The 16,920-nt window shown below is 59.4% G+C and carries 16 protein-coding genes; 5 read left to right on the forward strand and 11 right to left on the reverse strand.

Features of this window, described 5'->3' with window-relative positions:
• Positions 1-71 precede the first annotated feature (71 nt).
• From phoU to ACGJAX_RS05670, 6 genes are all read right to left on the reverse strand, one after another.
• Positions 72-833, reverse strand: a complete 762-nt coding sequence (phoU, locus tag ACGJAX_RS05645; RefSeq protein ID WP_090326700.1) for a phosphate signaling complex protein PhoU — start codon at positions 831-833, stop codon at positions 72-74.
• A gap of 71 nt (positions 834-904) precedes the next feature.
• Complete coding sequence (pstB, locus tag ACGJAX_RS05650) at positions 905-1,738, reverse strand: phosphate ABC transporter ATP-binding protein PstB (RefSeq protein WP_007934504.1); 834 nt, start codon at positions 1,736-1,738, stop codon at positions 905-907.
• A 184-nt stretch (positions 1,739-1,922) separates the two neighbouring features.
• Complete coding sequence (pstA, locus tag ACGJAX_RS05655; RefSeq protein WP_090326702.1) at positions 1,923-3,593, reverse strand: phosphate ABC transporter permease PstA; 1,671 nt, start codon at positions 3,591-3,593, stop codon at positions 1,923-1,925.
• A 15-nt stretch (positions 3,594-3,608) separates the two neighbouring features.
• Positions 3,609-5,891: a phosphate ABC transporter permease gene (locus ACGJAX_RS05660; RefSeq protein ID WP_390957777.1), complete on the reverse strand. Its 2,283-nt coding sequence runs from the start codon at positions 5,889-5,891 to the stop codon at positions 3,609-3,611.
• 164 nt (positions 5,892-6,055) lie between these two features.
• Positions 6,056-7,060, reverse strand: coding sequence for a phosphate ABC transporter substrate-binding protein PstS (locus ACGJAX_RS05665; RefSeq protein ID WP_090326711.1), 1,005 nt, complete (start codon positions 7,058-7,060; stop codon positions 6,056-6,058).
• A gap of 235 nt (positions 7,061-7,295) precedes the next feature.
• On the reverse strand, positions 7,296-8,594 hold the full coding sequence (locus ACGJAX_RS05670) for an MFS transporter (RefSeq protein ID WP_390957779.1): 1,299 nt from the start codon (positions 8,592-8,594) through the stop codon (positions 7,296-7,298).
• 364 nt (positions 8,595-8,958) lie between these two features.
• Between ACGJAX_RS05670 and ACGJAX_RS05675 the strand changes: the two genes are divergently transcribed.
• Together ACGJAX_RS05675 and ACGJAX_RS05680 are read left to right on the forward strand one after the other, a co-directional pair.
• Positions 8,959-9,363, forward strand: a complete 405-nt coding sequence (locus ACGJAX_RS05675; protein ID WP_047535207.1) for an acyl-CoA thioesterase — start codon at positions 8,959-8,961, stop codon at positions 9,361-9,363.
• Between the two features lie 72 nt (positions 9,364-9,435).
• On the forward strand, positions 9,436-10,335 hold the full coding sequence (locus ACGJAX_RS05680; protein ID WP_390957781.1) for a D-hexose-6-phosphate mutarotase: 900 nt from the start codon (positions 9,436-9,438) through the stop codon (positions 10,333-10,335).
• Positions 10,336-10,450: 115 nt separating this feature from the next.
• Here ACGJAX_RS05680 and ACGJAX_RS05685 read toward each other — a convergent pair whose 3' ends face one another.
• From ACGJAX_RS05685 to purE, 4 genes are all read right to left on the reverse strand, one after another.
• Positions 10,451-10,987 (reverse strand): DUF3299 domain-containing protein, encoded by a 537-nt coding sequence (locus ACGJAX_RS05685; protein ID WP_247255266.1) that lies wholly within the window; start codon positions 10,985-10,987, stop codon positions 10,451-10,453.
• 88 nt (positions 10,988-11,075) lie between these two features.
• A complete protein-coding gene (locus ACGJAX_RS05690) occupies positions 11,076-11,321 on the reverse strand; it encodes a GlsB/YeaQ/YmgE family stress response membrane protein (RefSeq protein ID WP_259497681.1) in 246 nt (81 codons plus the stop codon).
• A 106-nt stretch (positions 11,322-11,427) separates the two neighbouring features.
• Positions 11,428-12,510 (reverse strand): 5-(carboxyamino)imidazole ribonucleotide synthase, encoded by a 1,083-nt coding sequence (locus tag ACGJAX_RS05695; protein ID WP_390957784.1) that lies wholly within the window; start codon positions 12,508-12,510, stop codon positions 11,428-11,430.
• An 11-nt stretch (positions 12,511-12,521) separates the two neighbouring features.
• The gene (gene purE / locus ACGJAX_RS05700) at positions 12,522-13,013 is read right to left on the reverse strand and encodes a 5-(carboxyamino)imidazole ribonucleotide mutase (protein ID WP_090326730.1); all 492 of its coding nucleotides are present in this window, start codon (positions 13,011-13,013) and stop codon (positions 12,522-12,524) included.
• Positions 13,014-13,415: 402 nt separating this feature from the next.
• Here purE and ACGJAX_RS05705 point away from each other — a divergent pair, with 402 nt between their 5' ends.
• Positions 13,416-13,640 carry a hypothetical protein gene (locus tag ACGJAX_RS05705; RefSeq protein WP_390957786.1) on the forward strand — a complete coding sequence of 75 codons (225 nt, stop codon included), beginning with the start codon at positions 13,416-13,418 and terminating at the stop codon, positions 13,638-13,640.
• A gap of 78 nt (positions 13,641-13,718) precedes the next feature.
• Positions 13,719-14,009, forward strand: a complete 291-nt coding sequence (locus ACGJAX_RS05710; protein WP_390957788.1) for a reprolysin-like metallopeptidase — start codon at positions 13,719-13,721, stop codon at positions 14,007-14,009.
• 49 nt (positions 14,010-14,058) lie between these two features.
• Here ACGJAX_RS05710 and ACGJAX_RS05715 read toward each other — a convergent pair whose 3' ends face one another.
• On the reverse strand, positions 14,059-14,970 hold the full coding sequence (locus ACGJAX_RS05715; RefSeq protein WP_390957790.1) for a LysR substrate-binding domain-containing protein: 912 nt from the start codon (positions 14,968-14,970) through the stop codon (positions 14,059-14,061).
• 180 nt (positions 14,971-15,150) lie between these two features.
• On the opposite strand from ACGJAX_RS05715, the gene aspA reads away from it, so the two are divergent.
• The gene (gene aspA / locus ACGJAX_RS05720; RefSeq protein WP_090326741.1) at positions 15,151-16,575 is read left to right on the forward strand and encodes an aspartate ammonia-lyase; all 1,425 of its coding nucleotides are present in this window, start codon (positions 15,151-15,153) and stop codon (positions 16,573-16,575) included.
• The last annotated feature ends 345 nt before the right edge of the window (positions 16,576-16,920 follow it).

Genomic DNA, 16,920 nt, shown 5'->3' on the forward strand with positions numbered 1-16,920 from the left:
CTGCCTTTCGAATTCGTGAACCACAAACAAAAACGCCCGGCCAAAGGGCCGGGCGCTTTACTTGGGCAATCTTACTTATCGTCAGCTTCACCCGGAACATTAGCGGTTTCAGCACTTGTGCCCTGAACTTCTTCCTTCATGCGCTTGAGGCCCAGGTGACGCACGTCGGTACCGCGCACCAGATAAATCACCAACTCCGAGATATTGCGCGCGTGGTCGCCGATGCGCTCCAGCGAACGCAACACCCAGATAATGCTCAAGACCCGCGAGATAGAGCGCGGGTCTTCCATCATGTAGGTCGCCAGCTCACGCAGGGCGGTCTTGTATTCGCGGTCGATGACTTTGTCGTATTGCGCCACCGACAACGCCAGGTCGGCGTCGAAACGGGCAAAAGCGTCCAGGGCATCGCGCACCATGTTGCGCACCTGGTCGCCGATGTGGCGCACTTCAACGTAACCGCGCGGCGCTTCGCCTTCTTCACACAACTGGATGGCACGGCGGGCGATCTTGGTCGCTTCGTCACCGATGCGCTCCAGGTCGATCACCGACTTGGAGATGCTGATGATCAGACGCAAGTCGGAGGCTGCCGGCTGACGACGGGCCAGAATGCGCAGGCATTCTTCGTCGATATTGCGTTCCATCTGGTTGATCTGGTCATCGATCTCGCGGACTTGCTGAGCCAGGCCGGAGTCGGCCTCGATCAGCGCGGTCACCGCGTCGTTGACCTGCTTCTCCACCAGCCCGCCCATGGCCAGGAGGTGGCTGCGTACTTCCTCCAGCTCGGCGTTGAACTGCTGGGAGATGTGGTGGGTAAGGCCTTCTTTGCTAATCATGTTGGCGTCCTTGGAGCGTCCGGTAAGGTGCGGTGGACCGCAGCGTCAGTTCAGTGAGCAACTACAACTTCCTAGCCGTAACGACCGGTGATGTAGTCTTCGGTCTGCTTCTTCGCCGGATTGGTAAACAGGGTATCGGTATCGCCGAATTCCACCAGCTTGCCCATGTACATGAACGCCGTGTAGTCGGACACCCGAGCGGCCTGTTGCATGTTGTGGGTCACGATGACGATGGTGAACTTGGACTTCAGCTCGTAGATCAGCTCTTCGACTTTCAGTGTCGAGATCGGGTCAAGTGCCGAGCACGGTTCGTCGAGCAGCAGCACTTCCGGTTCCACGGCGATGGTGCGAGCGATGACCAGACGTTGCTGCTGACCACCGGACAGGCCCAGTGCCGATTCATGCAGACGGTCTTTGACTTCGTCCCACAAGGCAGCGCCTTTCAACGCCCACTCGACCGCTTCGTCGAGGATGCGCTTCTTGTTGATGCCCTGGATCCGCAGGCCGTAGACCACGTTCTCGTAGATGGTTTTCGGGAACGGGTTGGGCTTCTGGAACACCATGCCGACACGACGACGCAGCTCGGCCACGTCTTCGCCCTTGCGATAGATGTTGTTGCCGTACAGGTTGATCGCGCCTTCGACGCGGCAACCGTCCACCAGATCGTTCATGCGGTTGAAGGTACGCAGCAACGTGGACTTGCCGCAGCCGGACGGGCCGATGAAGGCAGTCACGCGCTGTTTCGGAATGTTCATGCTGACGTCGTACAGGGCTTGTTTCTCGCCGTAGAACAGGCTCAGGCCCGGCACTTCGATGGCCACGGTTTCCTGCTCGAGGCTCAGGCTCTGTTTATCGCGACCCAGGGCCGACATGTTGATGCCGTGGGTATGTGCTTCGTGCTGCATGGGAGGCTCCCTGTGCTAACAAATTCGGTTTTTTGAACCACTGGCCTGGCCAATGGTTTACTCAAAATCTGTGTCTGACGCTGATTCCTGTGGGAGTTGGCTTGCCAGCGATGCAGGCGACTCGGTCTGCCAGCAGCACCGCGGTGATGCCATCGCTGGCAAGCCAGCTCCCACAGGGTTTGTCTTAACTGTCCAAAGCCTTGTACTTCTCGCGCAGGTGGTTACGGATCCATACGGCCGACAGGTTCAATGTCGCGATCACCAGCACCAGCAGCAGCGCCGTGGCGTACACCAGCGGCCGCGCGGCCTCGACGTTCGGGCTCTGGAAGCCGACGTCATAGATGTGGAAGCCCAGGTGCATGATCTTCTGGTCCAGGTGCAGGTACGGGTAGTTGCCGTCCACCGGCAGCGACGGCGCCAGTTTCACCACACCCACCAGCATCAGCGGTGCCACTTCACCGGCGGCGCGCGCCACGGCGAGGATCATGCCGGTCATCATCGCCGGGCTGGCCATTGGCAGCACGATCTTCCACAAGGTTTCAGCCTTGGTCGCGCCGAGGGCCAACGAGCCTTCGCGAACGGTGCGAGGAATCCGCGCCAGACCTTCTTCGGTGGCCACGATCACCACCGGCACCGCCAGCAGCGCCAGGGTCAGCGAAGCCCAGAGCAGGCCCGGTGTACCGAAGGTCGGTGCCGGCAAGGCTTCCGGGAAGAACAACCGGTCGACCGAACCACCCAGCACATAGACGAAGAAGCCCAGACCAAACACGCCGTACACGATGGCCGGAACGCCCGCCAGGTTGTTCACCGCGATACGGATCACGCGGGTCAGGGTGTTTTGCTTGGCGTATTCACGCAGGTACACCGCCGCCAGTACGCCGAACGGGGTGACGATCATCGCCATGATCAGGGTCATCATCACGGTGCCGAAGATCGCCGGGAAAATCCCGCCTTCGGTGTTCGCTTCACGCGGGTCGTCGCTCAGGAACTCCCAGACCTTGCTGAAGTAGAAGCCCATCTTGGTCATGGTGCTCATGGCGTTCGGCTGATAGGCATGAACCACTTTGCCGATACCGATTTCCACTTCCTTGCCGTTGGCATCGCGGGCCGTCAGGCTGTCGCGGTTGAACTGCGCGTGCAGATCGGCCAGACGTGCTTCGACCTCTTGATAGCGAGCGTTCAGCTCGGCGCGCTCGGATTCCATGTCCGCTTGCGCGGCAGGGTCGAGTTTGCCTTCCAGCTCCAGCTTGCGACCGTGCAAGCGGATACGCTCGAGACCGGAGTTGATCGCGCCAATGTCGGTTTTTTCCAGGCTCTTGAGCTGGGCAGCCAGCTTGTTGACGCGATCCACGCGGGCCTGCAACTCAGGCCATGCGGCTTCGCCTTCAGCGATGACCTTGCCGTCCTGTTTGACGTTGACCAGGTAGCCGTAGAAGTTGCCCCACTCACGACGCTCGATGGTCATCAGCTCCAGCGGCGTGGTCTGGTTGCTCAGCCACTCGCCGACCACCCAGGTGAAGTCGTTGCCGTTGAGGTCGCGGTTGCCGACCTTGATCAGCTCGCGGGTCATGAATTCCGGGCCTTGATCCGGCACCGGCAAACCAGCGGACTTCAGACGTGCGCGGGGCACTTCTTCCTTCTGTACCACTTCGCCGATGACCAGGTGATTGGCCTGGCCTGGCACGTCGTAATTGGCGTGGATCAGATCCGCCGGCCAGAAGTGACCCAGACCGCGCACGGCGATCACCGCCAGCAGGCCAATGGTCATGATGACCGCGATGGACACCGCGCCACCGCTGATCCAGACGCCGGGGGCGCCGCTCTTGAACCATCCATTCAGGGAGTTCTGTTTCACAGACTTCTACCTTTCTTAAAGCGACGAGTATTTCTTGCGCAGACGCTGACGAATCAGCTCCGCGAGGGTGTTCATGATGAAGGTGAACAACAGCAGCACCAGCGCCGAGAGGAACAGCACGCGGTAGTGGCTGCCGCCGACTTCCGATTCGGGCATTTCCACCGCGACGTTGGCGGCCAGGGTGCGCAGGCCTTCGAACAGGTTCATTTCCATGACCGGGGTGTTACCGGTGGCCATCAACACGATCATGGTTTCACCGACCGCACGGCCCATGCCGATCATCAGCGCCGAGAAGATGCCCGGGCTGGCGGTGAGGATCACCACCCGAGTCATGGTCTGCCACGGCGTAGCACCGAGGGCCAGGGAGCCGAGGGTCAGGCCGCGAGGCACGCTGAACACGGCGTCTTCGGCGATGGAATAGATGTTCGGGATGACCGCAAAGCCCATGGCCAGGCCGACCACCAGTGCGTTGCGCTGGTCGTAGGTGATGCCCAGGTCGTGGGAGATCCACATGCGCATGTCGCCGCCGAAGAACCAGTTCTCCATGAACGGGCTCATGTACAGCGAGAGCCAGCCAACGAAGAGGATCACCGGGATCAGAATCGCGCTTTCCCAGCCGTCCGGCACTTTCAGGCGGATGGATTCAGGCAGGCGGCTGAAGATGAAACCGGCGACCAGAATGCCGATCGGCAAGAGCATCAGCAGGCTGAAGATACCCGGCAGGTGCCCTTCTACATACGGCGCCAGGAACAGACCGGCGAAGAAACCGAGGATCACCGTCGGCATCGCTTCCATCAGTTCGATCACCGGCTTGACCTTGCGGCGCATGCCCGGCGCCATGAAGTACGCGGTGTAGATCGCAGCAGCGACGGCCAGTGGCGCCGCCAGCAGCATGGCGTAGAACGCGGCCTTGAGGGTACCGAAGGTCAGCGGCGACAGGCTCAGCTTGGGTTCGAAATCGGTGTTGGCGGCGGTCGATTGCCAGACGTACTTAGGCTCGTCGTAGTTCTCGTACCAGACCTTGCTCCACAACGCGCTCCACGAGACTTCCGGGTGCGGGTTGTCGAGCAACAACGGTTGCAGCTTGCCGCCGGCTTCCACGATCACGCGGTTGGCCCGTGGCGACAGGCCGAACAGGCCCTGGCCTTCGACCACCTGATTCACCAGCAAGGTGCGGTGGGCCGTACTGTGGAACACGCCGAGCTTGCCGGAGGCGTCGAGGGCGACGAAGCCCTTGCGGCGCTCTTCGGCCGTGATTTCAACGATAGGCGTGGTGCCCATCTGGAAGGTGCGGATCTGCTTCAGGCGCTGTTCGCCGTCATGATCGCGCGCCATGAACCATTGGGCCAGGCCACCTTTGGAGTCGCCGATGATCAGCGAGATACCGCCAACCAGTTGAGTGCTGGCAGTGACTTGGGCTTCCCCGTCTTCAAGCAGTTTGTAGCGACCGTTGAGGCTCTTGTCGCGCAGGCTGAATACGTCGGCCTGGGCGCGTCCGTTGACCACGTACAACCACTGCTGACGCGGATCGACGAAGATGTTTTTCACCGGTTCTGTCATTTGCGGCAGATCGATACGCTTCTGCTCGTTGGTGATTTCGCCGGTCATCATGTTTTCTTCGCTGGTCAGCGACAAAACATTGAGTTGCGAACCGGTGGCACCGACCAGCATCAGGGTCGTATCGTTGGCGTTGAGGCTGACGTGCTCCAGCGCACCGCCCGTCTCGTTCACCACGATCGGCGTTTCGCCGTACGGGTATTCGACCGCTGGCGAAATGGTTTTCTTGCCGTCCGGGTAGCTGACCTTGTAGGTGTGACGGAATACCAGCGCCTGGCCGTTGGACAGGCCCACAGCCGCCAGCGGGTGACCTGGCTGGTCTTCAGCAATGGAGGTCACGGTGACACCGGCCGGGACAGGCAAATCGACGCGCTTGAGTTCGGCGCCACTGTCGATATCGAAGAACAGCGCCTGGCCCTTGTCGGAAACCCGCATGGCCACCTGGTTCTGTTCTTCCAGGGAGATCATCAGCGGCTTGCCGGCGTCTTGCATCCAGGCTGGCGTGATGGCGTCCTTGGCGGTCAGGCTGGCACCCTGGAACAGGGGCGCGACGACGTAGGCAAGGAAGAAAAAGATCAACGTGATCGCGCCCAGGACAGCCAGGCCGCCCACGAGGACGTACCAGCGGGTCAGACGATCCTTGAGCGCGCGGATGCGGCGCTTGCGTTGCAGCTCAGGCGTATTGAAATCAATTCGCTTGGGGGGATTTGTAGTCATGTTGGAATTGGCCAGATCATTCATTCGCACACCCTAGCGATCCTGTATGACAGAAAGATGACAGCACAGTGACGCGACAAATCCGCCGCTAGCGTTAGCCAGCAGTGGATAGAGGATTAGAAGTGTATGGGGGCGGCTCCTGCCGCCCCCATAAAAGTCCGAAGGGGGTTCACTTCGGACTCAATTTGTTACTTTTTTGCGACTTCAGCGCCGCCTTCGGACAGACCCAGGTCAGCCAGTGCTTTTGCGGCAACTTTGGCTGGCAGTGGGATGTAACCGTCTTTCACTACAACTTCCTGACCCTGCTTCGACAGAACCAGTTTCACGAACTCGGCTTCCAGCGGGGCCAGAGGCTTGTTCGGGGCCTTGTTGACGTACACGTACAGGAAGCGGGACAGCGGGTACTTGCCGTTCAGGGCGTTTTCTTCCGAGTCTTCGATGAAGTCGGTGCTGCCTTTCTTGGCCAGGGCTACAGTTTTCACGCTAGCGGTCTTGTAACCGATGCCCGAGTAACCGATGCCGTTCAGCGAGGAGCTGATCGACTGCACGACCGAAGCCGAACCTGGTTGTTCGTTGACGTTCGGTTTGTAATCGCCTTTGCACAGGGCTTCTTCTTTGAAGTAGCCGTAGGTGCCGGATACCGAGTTACGACCGAACAGTTGAACCGGCTTGTTGGCCAGGTCGCCGGTCACGCCCAGGTCACCCCAGGTTTTGACTTCGGTCTTGGCGCCGCACAGACGAGTGGACGAGAAGATCGCGTCGACTTGTTCCATGGTCAGGTGCTGGATCGGGTTGTCTTTGTGCACGAACACCGCCAGGGCGTCCACGGCAACCGGAATAGCGGTTGGCTTGTAGCCGTACTTCTGTTCGAAGGCAGCCAGTTCGGTGTCCTTCATCTTGCGGCTCATCGGGCCCAGGTTGGAGGTGCCTTCAGTCAGCGCAGGTGGCGCGGTGGCAGAGCCAGCGGCCTGAATCTGGATGTTTACGTTCGGGTATTCTTTTTTGTAGTTCTCAGCCCACAGGGTCATGAGGTTGGCCAGGGTGTCGGAACCAACGCTGGACAAGTTGCCCGATACACCGGTGACCTTGGTGTAAGCCGGAATTGCCGGGTCAACGCCAGCGGCTACCGCGTGGGCAGTCGCAACGCCAGCAGCGACAAAAGTCATTGCCGCCATCAAACGCTTCAGTTTCATGCCTTACTCCTAGCAGATAGGGTGTGTTAAGTCGGGGCCAAGTATCAGCAGGCCGTGTGAACACTCTATGGCTGAAATATGACAATTGGATGAAAGGCCAGTATTTGGGGTTACGCGATAATCCGCGCAGCCCCATCGCGAGCAGGCTCCCACATCGATTCTGCGTTCACCACAGACTTCTGTGAGAGCGAGCCTGCTCGCGATGAGGCCCGTTCAATCGATGAAGGGGCTTGGTTTATCGCCCCTTCTTCCAGAGATACCCACCCACCAGAATCCCCACCCCGCACAGGATCGCGACGTAGTAAGCCGGCCCCATCGGGCTTTCCTTGAGCAGCAGACTGACGATCATCGGCGTCAGGCCACCGAAAATGGCATAGGCCACGTTGTAGGAAAAGGACAAACCACTGAAGCGCACAACCGGTGGGAACGCCTTGACCATGACGTACGGCACCGCACCGATGGTGCCGACCAACAGGCCGGTCAGGGCGTACATCGGGAACAGCCAGTCAGGATGGTCGGCCAGGCCGTGATAGAAGGTCCAGGAGCTGGCCAGCAAGGCGGCACAGCCGAACACGAACACTCGACCCGCGCCAAAGCGATCGGCCAATGCGCCGGCAATGACGCAACCAACGCTAAGGAAAACGATCGCCACACTGTTCGCCTGCAGGGATGTGGTCGGCGAGAAGTGGTAGACCGTTTGCAACACAGTCGGGGTCATCAGGATCAATACCACGATGGCCGCGGACAGCAGCCAGGTCAGCAACATGGAAATCGCGATGGCGCCACGGTGGTCACGCAGCACTGCACGCAGCGGCACTTCCTCGGCCAGGGCCTTGCGCAATTGCAGTTCGGCGAACACCGGGGTTTCGTGCAGCCAGCGGCGCAGGTACACCGAGAACAGGCCAAACACACCGCCCAACAGAAACGGAATCCGCCAGGCGTAATCCGACACCTCCACCGGGGTGTAAAGGCTGTTGATCGCCGTTGCAACCAGCGATCCCAGGAGGATACCTGCCGTCAAACCGCTGGTCAGGGTGCCGCAGGCGTAGCCAATGTGCCGCTGCGGAACGTGTTCGGAAACGAAGACCCAGGCGCCCGGCACTTCGCCGCCAATCGCCGCGCCCTGAATCACCCGCATCAGCAGCAACAGGATCGGCGCCCACAGGCCGATCTGCGCATAAGTCGGCAACAAGCCCATGATCAGGGTCGGTACCGCCATCATGAAAATGCTCAGGGTGAACATCTTCTTGCGCCCCAGCAGGTCGCCGAAGTGCGCCATCACGATGCCGCCCAGCGGGCGCGCCAGGTAGCCGGCAGCAAAGATGCCGAAGGTCTGCATCAAGCGCAGCCACTCTGGCATGTCCGCCGGGAAGAACAGCTTGCCCACCACCGTGGCAAAGAACACGAAAATGATGAAGTCGTAGAATTCCAGCGCGCCGCCCAGGGCCGACAGCGATAGGGTCTTGTAGTCGTTGCGGGTCAGCGGGCGTGCAGGCTGGCTTGGCTGCGCGATACTCGAGGGCGCGGTGGTCATGGCAAGGGCTTCTCTTATAGTCAAATCTGCCGCCCCAACAACGCTGGCAAGGGCTCGGGCAGGACCGGCACCATAACAAATTGTTCGAAAAAGCACATAGAGGTGCGTTTTTGACGGTCAAAATGAGAACCGGACGGTCGTCTAGGAGTCTACCGACCGATATACTCGCAATCTTGCGGAAGATTGAAAGGGTTGCTGTGCGAAAACGCCTGTCAGGTTCATAGGCGATTTCGCAGAGTTTCCCTTTAGGCGCCTGAAGAAAAACGTGACGAACGTAGTATGTTCGGTGCTTGGATCGTTTTTCCCGAAGACGGCTACCACCAGCAATACCAACGAAGAGTCACGGGTCAGAGGCACCCCCGGCATGATAGAGCTCGAACAAGAAGATCCGATTCCGCAAGGCGACCTGGCCCTGCAAATCACCGCGCTTCCTCGCGAAACCAACGGCTTTGGCGATATTTTCGGCGGCTGGCTGGTTTCGCAAATGGACTTGGCTGGCACCGCTATGGCCAGCAAGGTTGCCGGTGGACGCGTGGCCACGGTGGCGATCGACCGTATGGCGTTCCTGGTTCCGGTGGCGGTGGGCGCTCAGCTCTCCTTCTATACGCAGGCACTGGAAATCGGCCGTAGCTCGATCAAGATGATGGTCGAGGTCTGGAGCGACGATCCGCTGTCCAGTGAATGGCGCAAAGTCACCGAAGCGGTATTCGTGTTCGTCGCCATCGATGGCAGCGGCCGCACCCGTTCGGTGCCGCCCAGAGCTCGTTAAAAAAAGGTTCGTTAAACCCGGCGATCTTTTTGCAGTCTGTAGTCGTCATTGTTCCTGATCGAGAGTTGCCCCATGAACACGCCCAACGTTGAAGCCGTGAAACTGGATGAGCTGAACTGCTGGCGCATCCGCCACGGCCAGGCCGAATTGCTGGTCGCCCAGCAAGGCGCGCAGATCCTCAGTTATCAACTGGCCGGCCAGCCACCACTGATCTGGCTCAACGACGAGGCGGTGTTCAAGACGGGCAAGAGCATTCGCGCCGGTGTGCCGGTTTGCTGGCCGTGGTTCGGTAACCTGGCGCGCAATCCGCAGAGCGTTCAGGCCATGCGCGTCAGCCACGAACCGGCGACGGCTCATGGTCTGGTGCGTGCGATGGACTGGGAACTGGGTGGCATCGAAACCGAGGGCGAAAGCCTCAACGTCGAATTCCTCCTGCCCTATCCCGAAGGCGGTTTGCCGGGCTGGCCACACCAGGTGGACTTGAAGCTGAACATTCGCCTGGATGAGCAACTGCACATCCGTTTGACCAGCCTCAACCGGGGCGCTGAAAACGTCACGATCAGCCAGGCGCTGCACAGCTATTTCGCCGTCAGCGATGTGCGCAACGTGCAGGTCGAAGGACTGGATGGCCTGGACTATATCGAGACACTGGACGACTGGAAAACCGTGACTCAGTCCGGCGACCTGCGATTTGCCGGCGAGACCGATCGCATCTACCTGAACACCCCGGCGACCCTGAGCATCGTCGATCCAGCCTGGGAGCGACGCATCGAGCTGACCAGCTCTGGCTCACGCTCTGCGGTGATCTGGAACCCCTGGATCGATCGCGCCGCTGCGTTCAGCGACATGGCCAACGATGGCTGGCAGCGCATGCTGTGCATCGAAACGGCGAATGTGATGGGTGACGTGGTTTCGCTGGCGCCGGGTGCGAGCCATACGTTGGGCGTCAGCATCGACAGCAAGCCGCTCTAAGCTGCGCTAAAAACAGTGTGGGAGCGAGCCTGCTCGCGATGAGGTCACCCCATCCAACATCATCGTTGGCTGTCAGGTTGCTATCGCGAGCAGGCTCGCTCCCACATTTGAATCTCTACAGATCGGACTCTTTCACCACCCGCACCTTCTCCGCATCCAGCGCATACGCCGCATCGGCCAGGTCATTGCTAACCTTCTCGATCTTCAGCGTGCCGGTCACCCACAACGGCGTGTAGATATCGTTCAGTTTCAAACCTTTTGGATACCGCACCAGCACCAGTTGATTCGGTGGCGGTGGCGGCACGTGGATGCAGGCGCCTGGGTACGGCACCAGGAAAAACAGGGTGCTGCGCCCTTTCTCGTCTGTTTCCAACGGCACTGGATAGCCACCGATACGGATGTCCTTGTCGTTCATCGACGCAACGGTTTTGGTCGAATACATCACCGCAGGCAGGCCTTTGCTCTGCTTCATGCCACCCTTTTGGGTAAAGGTGCCATTGGCCTCGGGGGAGTTGTGGTCGATTTCAGGCATGGCCTCAAGGGCTTTCTGATCCGACTTGGGCATCAGTTCGAGCCAGTCGGTTTCCGGCAGTTCGCCGGCGTGGGCAAAGCCCGTACCCAGGAAAAGAAGTGTCAACAAAAGACGGCGCATGAAGGTGCTCGGTAAAAGGAAGGACGGTGATTCGCCGGGCATTTTAGCCCTCTCGGGTTGCGCGGCCGAGAGGACTTTGTCGTACGAATCAGCTCTTTTTGATCAGGCCGTAGATCACCAGCAACACAATGGCGCCAACCAGGGCACCAATGAAGCCTGCACCTTGCCCGGCCTGGTAAATGCCTAACGCCTGACCGCCATACGTGGCTGCCAGCGAACCGCCAATACCGAGCAGGATGGTCATGATCCAGCCCATGCTGTCATCGCCCGGTTTCAGGAACCGCGCCAGCAGGCCGACGATCAGGCCGATAAAGATGGTTCCGATAATTCCCATGGCATTTCCCTCTGAATGGATAGTCATGCGAAAGCCTAGCCAGACTTTCGCATCCTGCCATGAGAGAACGGCGACCCCTTAATGGTTCCGCCGCTGCCACATGAAACTATTCGGCAATGAGCGCTTCGACCTTGAGGATCTGCGCGGCTAGCGTGTCGCGGTCCGCACAACGCAGGTTGGCGTGACCGACCTTGCGCCCCACCTTGAAGGCCTTGCCATAGTGATGCAGGTGGCAATCGGCGATGGCCAGGACTTTCTCGGTCTCCGGCACTTTGCCGATGAAGTTGAGCATCGCGCTCTCACCAACCTTGGCCGTCGAACCCAACGGCAGGCCGGCCACGGCGCGCAGGTGGTTTTCGAACTGGCTGCATTCGGCGCCTTCGGTGGTCCAGTGTCCGGAGTTGTGTACACGCGGGGCGATTTCGTTGGCCTTGAGGCCACCGTCGACTTCAAAGAACTCGAATGCCATGACGCCTACATAATCCAGCTGCTTGAGCACGCGACTGGAATAGTCTTCGGCCAGCGCTTGCAGCGGGTGATTGGTGCTGGCCACGGACAGCTTGAGGATGCCGCTGTCGTGAGTGTTGTGCACCAGCGGGTAGAACCGGGTTTCACCGTCGCGCGCACGCACAGCGATCAATGAAACTTCACCGGTGAACGGCACGAAGCCTTCCAGCAGGCAGGCGACGCTGCCCAGTTCGGCGAACGTGCCGACCACGTCTTCAGGGGTGCGCAGCACTTTCTGGCCTTTGCCGTCGTAACCCAGGGTGCGGGTCTTGAGCACGGCCGGCAGACCGATGGACGCCACAGCGGCGTCGAGATCGGCTTGCGACTGGATGTCGGCAAACGCCGGGGTTGGAATCCCCAGGTCCTTGAACATGCTCTTCTCGAACCAGCGATCGCGGGCAATGCGCAGGGCTTCGGCACTCGGATACACCGGAACGAATTGCGACAGGAACGCCACGGTTTCGGCCGGGACGCTCTCGAACTCGAAGGTCACCAGATCGACTTCATCGGCCAACTGACGCAGGTGATCCTGGTCGCCGTAGTCGGCGCGCAGGTGTTCACCCAATGCCGCCGCGCAGGCGTCCGGCGCCGGGTCCAGGAAAGCGAAGTTCATGCCCAGCGGAGTACCCGCCAGCGCCAACATGCGACCCAACTGGCCGCCACCGATTACACCGATCTTCATCGTCAACAACCTCAGGCAATGCGTGGGTCTGGATTATCCAGGACGCTGTCTGTCTGCTCAGCACGGAAGGTTTTCAGCACTTCATGGAACTGCGGGTGCTTGGCGCCAAGGATACTCGCCGACAGCAGCGCGGCGTTGATCGCGCCGGCCTTGCCGATGGCCAGGGTGGCGACCGGAATGCCCGCTGGCATCTGCACAATGGAGAGCAGGGAATCGACGCCCGAGAGCATCGACGACTGCACCGGAACGCCCAGTACCGGCAGGTGGGTCTTGGCCGCACACATACCAGGCAAGTGGGCCGCGCCACCGGCACCGGCGATGATCACCTCGATACCACGCGCCTCGGCTTCTTCAGCGTACTGGAACAGCAGGTCCGGGGTGCGGTGGGCAGAGACCACTTTCACCTCGTAAGGGATGCCGAGCTTTTCCAGCATATCGGCGGTGTGGCTAAGGGTGGACCAATCGGACTTGGAGCCCATGATCACGCCAACCAGTGCACTCATCGTCGTGCCTCTTCTCTCTGGGCGCCCGCAGGCGCGTCAAAAAACAACAAGCCACGCAGAATGCGTGGCTTGATTGTACGAATTATGGCCGGGCGAACCGGCCGAAGGCCGCGCAGTATACCGCAATACGACAGATAAACAGCCCCTGTTGCGACCATCTGTCATCTGAGGCGGCATGAACATTTACTGACTTTAAAGTCAGCCGGTACAGCTATTCCAGATGCACGGCTCATATAGATAAAAGCACCAACTTCAACACCAAATAATTTGCAAAAAACCGAAACTATGCAATTGAAAGAAACATAGATTTATTCGCAACCCCGGAGCAACAGACATAAATTAACCAACTCCACGATCAATAAACAAACAGCCGAAACAACCTTTTCTTAAAAGGACTTAAGAATGACGAACACCATTGAGCAAAAGAAAAAACCCATCATCATTATCGCCATCATTCACGACGATGTAACGGCATCCGCACGGAAAACGATTTATGCAGATTACTTTTATCCATTTATAACGGAACTGGAAAGTTTCACCGGGCGAAAATTCCACGTCATTTTTGGTAAAGGCGACCCTTATAGCAACTTCGACTACAAGGGTAGCGATACATTGAAAACTCTATAAAAATGGGAATTCCATTGCTACAGGTATATAAATAAGCTGGAAGAACAAGGTCATACCTTTGATGAAATCCCCCTGGTAGTGCTGCTCACCAATGATAGTCTGAACGAGAAAACTCTAGGCGCCGCACTTGTTCGCCAACCCTCTCAAATCGGAACCTTTGCTATCGCCTCGCTGTCCAGCTACGCAACAGTCGGCCATGAAATCGGGCACTTACTTGGTGCCAAACATGAAGACTCGGAAGTCCAGTACAACGGCTGGTGGTGTGAGACTTATATGACCCCACAGGGAGACTCCATGAAATCAAATTGTTATACCTATAGCCCAGCCAACCGAGAAAACATAAAAAACTTCCTGAACAGCAAAGCTTGAAGTTTTATCTCATCGGCAGAGGTCAATTAAACTTCCAATTTTTCCCGAATCAGCTGTTACCGCTCGCCGCCCCACCCTCCAGCTTGCGCCACAGCAACCGCACATTGGCCTTGCGCACCAGGGCGCAGCGGTACAAACGAATCTCCAGCGGCACGTGCCATTGCGGTCCGCCGCAGACCACCAGTTCACCGCGCGCCAGTTCGGCGCGCACACTGAGTTGCGGTACCCAGGCGATGCCCAGGCCCTCCAGCGCCATGCTCTTGAGACTGTCGGCCATGGCGGTTTCGTAGATGGTGGTGAAGCGCAATGCTCGCTGGCGCAGCAACATGTTCACCGAGCGACCAAGAAACGCACCGGCGCTGTAGGCCAGCAACGGCACGCTGCCTTCGCCTTCCAGATCGAACAGCGGCTTGCCCTCTGCATCCGCCGCGCAGACCGGCAACATCTCGGTTTGGCCCAGGTGCAGCGAGGGGAAGATTTCCGGGTCCATCTGCATCGCGGCATCCGGGTCATAGAACGCCAGCATCAAATCGCAGCCCCCTTCACGCAAGGCATGCACCGCATCACCAACGTTGGTCGCCACCAATCGCGTGGCGATGTTCAGGCCTTCATTGCGCAGCTGGGCGATCCAGCGCGGAAAGAACCCCAGCGCCAGCGAGTGAGCGGCAGCGATCTGCATCACTTCACCCTGCCCGCCTTCCAGATGATGCAAATGGCGCAGCACTTCACCGAGTTGCTCGACTACGGTTCGCGCAGTAACGAGGAACAACTGCCCCGCCGCCGTCAATTCCACAGGCGTACGCGAACGGTTGACCAGCGTCAGCCCCAGCGCGGCCTCCAGGCTGCGGATCCGCCGACTGAACGCCGGCTGGGTCACGAAACGTCGCTCCGCCGCCTGGGAGAAACTGCGGGTGGCGGCCAGGGCACTAAAGTCCTCCAGCCATTTGCTTTCCAGATTCATCACGTCCTCCCGGACACGCACCAATTTAGGTCACACGCTCGCCGGACACACGGCGTCACACAGGCATTATGCCGAATGTGCATAGGCCAGTGTTTAACAGCATTGGCCCAAATTTCTCCACAAGCCTAGCATTTGCAGTGTTCCGGCACAGACCGGGTCCATATTGAGATGATTTCTATCATGTCCTCCGCTGCATCATTCCGCACAGAAAAAGACCTGCTTGGCGTACTCGAAGTACCGGCTCAAGCGTATTACGGCATCCAGACCCTGCGAGCGGTGAACAACTTCCGTCTCTCCGGCGTTCCGATTTCGCATTACCCGAAGCTGGTTGTCGGCCTGGCCATGGTCAAACAAGCCGCCGCTGACGCCAACCGTGAACTGGGTCACCTCAGTGAAGCCAAACACGCGGCCATCAGCGAAGCCTGTGCACGTCTGATCCGCGGCGACTTCCACGAAGAGTTCGTGGTGGACATGATTCAAGGCGGCGCTGGCACTTCGACCAACATGAATGCCAACGAAGTGATCGCCAACATCGCACTGGAGGCCATGGGTCACCAGAAAGGCGAATACCAGTACCTGCACCCGAACAACGACGTGAACATGGCGCAGTCGACCAACGACGCTTATCCGACGGCCATCCGCCTGGGTCTGCTGTTGGGTCACGACGCCCTGCTCGCCAGCCTCGACAGCCTGATCCAGGCCTTCGCCGCCAAGGGTGAAGAATTCAGCCACGTCCTGAAGATGGGTCGTACCCAGCTGCAAGACGCCGTGCCGATGACCCTGGGCCAGGAATTCCGCGCCTTCGCCACCACCCTGGGCGAAGACCTGGCGCGTCTGAAGACCCTGGCTCCGGAAGTCCTGACCGAAGTGAACCTGGGCGGCACCGCGATCGGTACCGGCATCAACGCCGACCCGCGTTACCAGCACCTGGCCGTTCAACGCCTGGCCCTGATCAGCGGTCAACCGCTGGTTCCGGCAGCCGACCTGATCGAAGCCACTTCCGACATGGGCGCCTTCGTGCTGTTCTCCGGCATGCTCAAGCGCACCGCGGTCAAGCTGTCGAAGATCTGCAACGACCTGCGTCTGCTGTCCAGCGGCCCACGCACCGGCATCAACGAAATCAACCTGCCAGCGCGTCAGCCGGGCAGCTCGATCATGCCAGGCAAGGTCAACCCGGTTATTCCGGAAGCCGTTAACCAGGTAGCGTTCCAGATCATCGGTAACGACCTGGCGCTGACCATCGCGGCCGAAGGCGGCCAGCTGCAACTGAACGTGATGGAGCCGCTGATCGCCTTCAAGATCTTCGACTCGATCCGCCTGCTGCAACGCGCCATGGACATGCTGCGCGAGCACTGCATCGTCGGCATCACTGCCAACGAAGAGCGCTGCCGTGAACTGGTCGAGCACTCGATCGGCCTGGTCACCGCACTGAACCCGTACATCGGCTATGAAAACGCCACCCGTATCGCCCGTATCGCGCTCGAAAGCGGCCGCGGCGTGCTGGAACTGGTGCGCGAAGAAGGCTTGCTCGACGACGCCATGCTCGCCGACATCCTGCGCCCGGAAAACATGATTGCTCCGCGTCTGGTTCCGCTTAAAGCCTGATCCGACGCGTTACCTGTAGCACCGCTCACCAGGTCGAGGGACTAGACACCTCTCACCTTTTGAGGGCTTGGAGATCAGTCTCCAGGCCCTTTTTTTTGCTTTTTGGTGAGAGCGGGCTCGCTCCTGCAGGAGACGAATGCATCAAAACCGTGCAGACGGACGGCACCGTCATCGGTATAGTGCCGCCCCTCTTCGCAGGGGCGGCCGTCGGTAGCGAGACCACAACCCATGCGAAACCCGAACTAATAACAAACCCGCGATATGAAACCGGGACGAACATCGACCCGCCTGTTGTGCCGTGCGCCAACGGGTGTAACGCGATGTTTCGATCCGGCCAGCATTTGC

The sequence above is a fragment of the Pseudomonas moorei genome (genome assembly GCF_042846945.1).
Taxonomy (GTDB): Bacteria; Pseudomonadota; Gammaproteobacteria; order Pseudomonadales; family Pseudomonadaceae; genus Aquipseudomonas; species Aquipseudomonas moorei.

What these genes read in the sequence shown, in the direction of transcription:
- aspA (WP_090326741.1), top strand. Translation starts at nt 15,151, where the DNA reads ATGTCCTCCGCTGCATCATTCCGCACAGAAAAAGACCTGCTTGGCGTA.
- purE (WP_090326730.1), bottom strand. Translation starts at nt 13,013, where the DNA reads ATGAGTGCACTGGTTGGCGTGATCATGGGCTCCAAGTCCGATTGGTCC.
- ACGJAX_RS05695 (WP_390957784.1), bottom strand. Translation starts at nt 12,510, where the DNA reads ATGAAGATCGGTGTAATCGGTGGCGGCCAGTTGGGTCGCATGTTGGCG.
- ACGJAX_RS05690 (WP_259497681.1), bottom strand. Translation starts at nt 11,321, where the DNA reads ATGGGAATTATCGGAACCATCTTTATCGGCCTGATCGTCGGCCTGCTG.
- ACGJAX_RS05660 (WP_390957777.1), bottom strand. Translation starts at nt 5,891, where the DNA reads ATGAATGATCTGGCCAATTCCAACATGACTACAAATCCCCCCAAGCGA.
- ACGJAX_RS05705 (WP_390957786.1), top strand. Translation starts at nt 13,416, where the DNA reads ATGACGAACACCATTGAGCAAAAGAAAAAACCCATCATCATTATCGCC.
- ACGJAX_RS05675 (WP_047535207.1), top strand. Translation starts at nt 8,959, where the DNA reads ATGATAGAGCTCGAACAAGAAGATCCGATTCCGCAAGGCGACCTGGCC.
- phoU (WP_090326700.1), bottom strand. Translation starts at nt 833, where the DNA reads ATGATTAGCAAAGAAGGCCTTACCCACCACATCTCCCAGCAGTTCAAC.
- ACGJAX_RS05685 (WP_247255266.1), bottom strand. Translation starts at nt 10,987, where the DNA reads ATGCGCCGTCTTTTGTTGACACTTCTTTTCCTGGGTACGGGCTTTGCC.
- ACGJAX_RS05680 (WP_390957781.1), top strand. Translation starts at nt 9,436, where the DNA reads ATGAACACGCCCAACGTTGAAGCCGTGAAACTGGATGAGCTGAACTGC.
- ACGJAX_RS05715 (WP_390957790.1), bottom strand. Translation starts at nt 14,970, where the DNA reads ATGAATCTGGAAAGCAAATGGCTGGAGGACTTTAGTGCCCTGGCCGCC.
- ACGJAX_RS05665 (WP_090326711.1), bottom strand. Translation starts at nt 7,060, where the DNA reads ATGAAACTGAAGCGTTTGATGGCGGCAATGACTTTTGTCGCTGCTGGC.
- ACGJAX_RS05670 (WP_390957779.1), bottom strand. Translation starts at nt 8,594, where the DNA reads ATGACCACCGCGCCCTCGAGTATCGCGCAGCCAAGCCAGCCTGCACGC.
- pstB (WP_007934504.1), bottom strand. Translation starts at nt 1,738, where the DNA reads ATGCAGCACGAAGCACATACCCACGGCATCAACATGTCGGCCCTGGGT.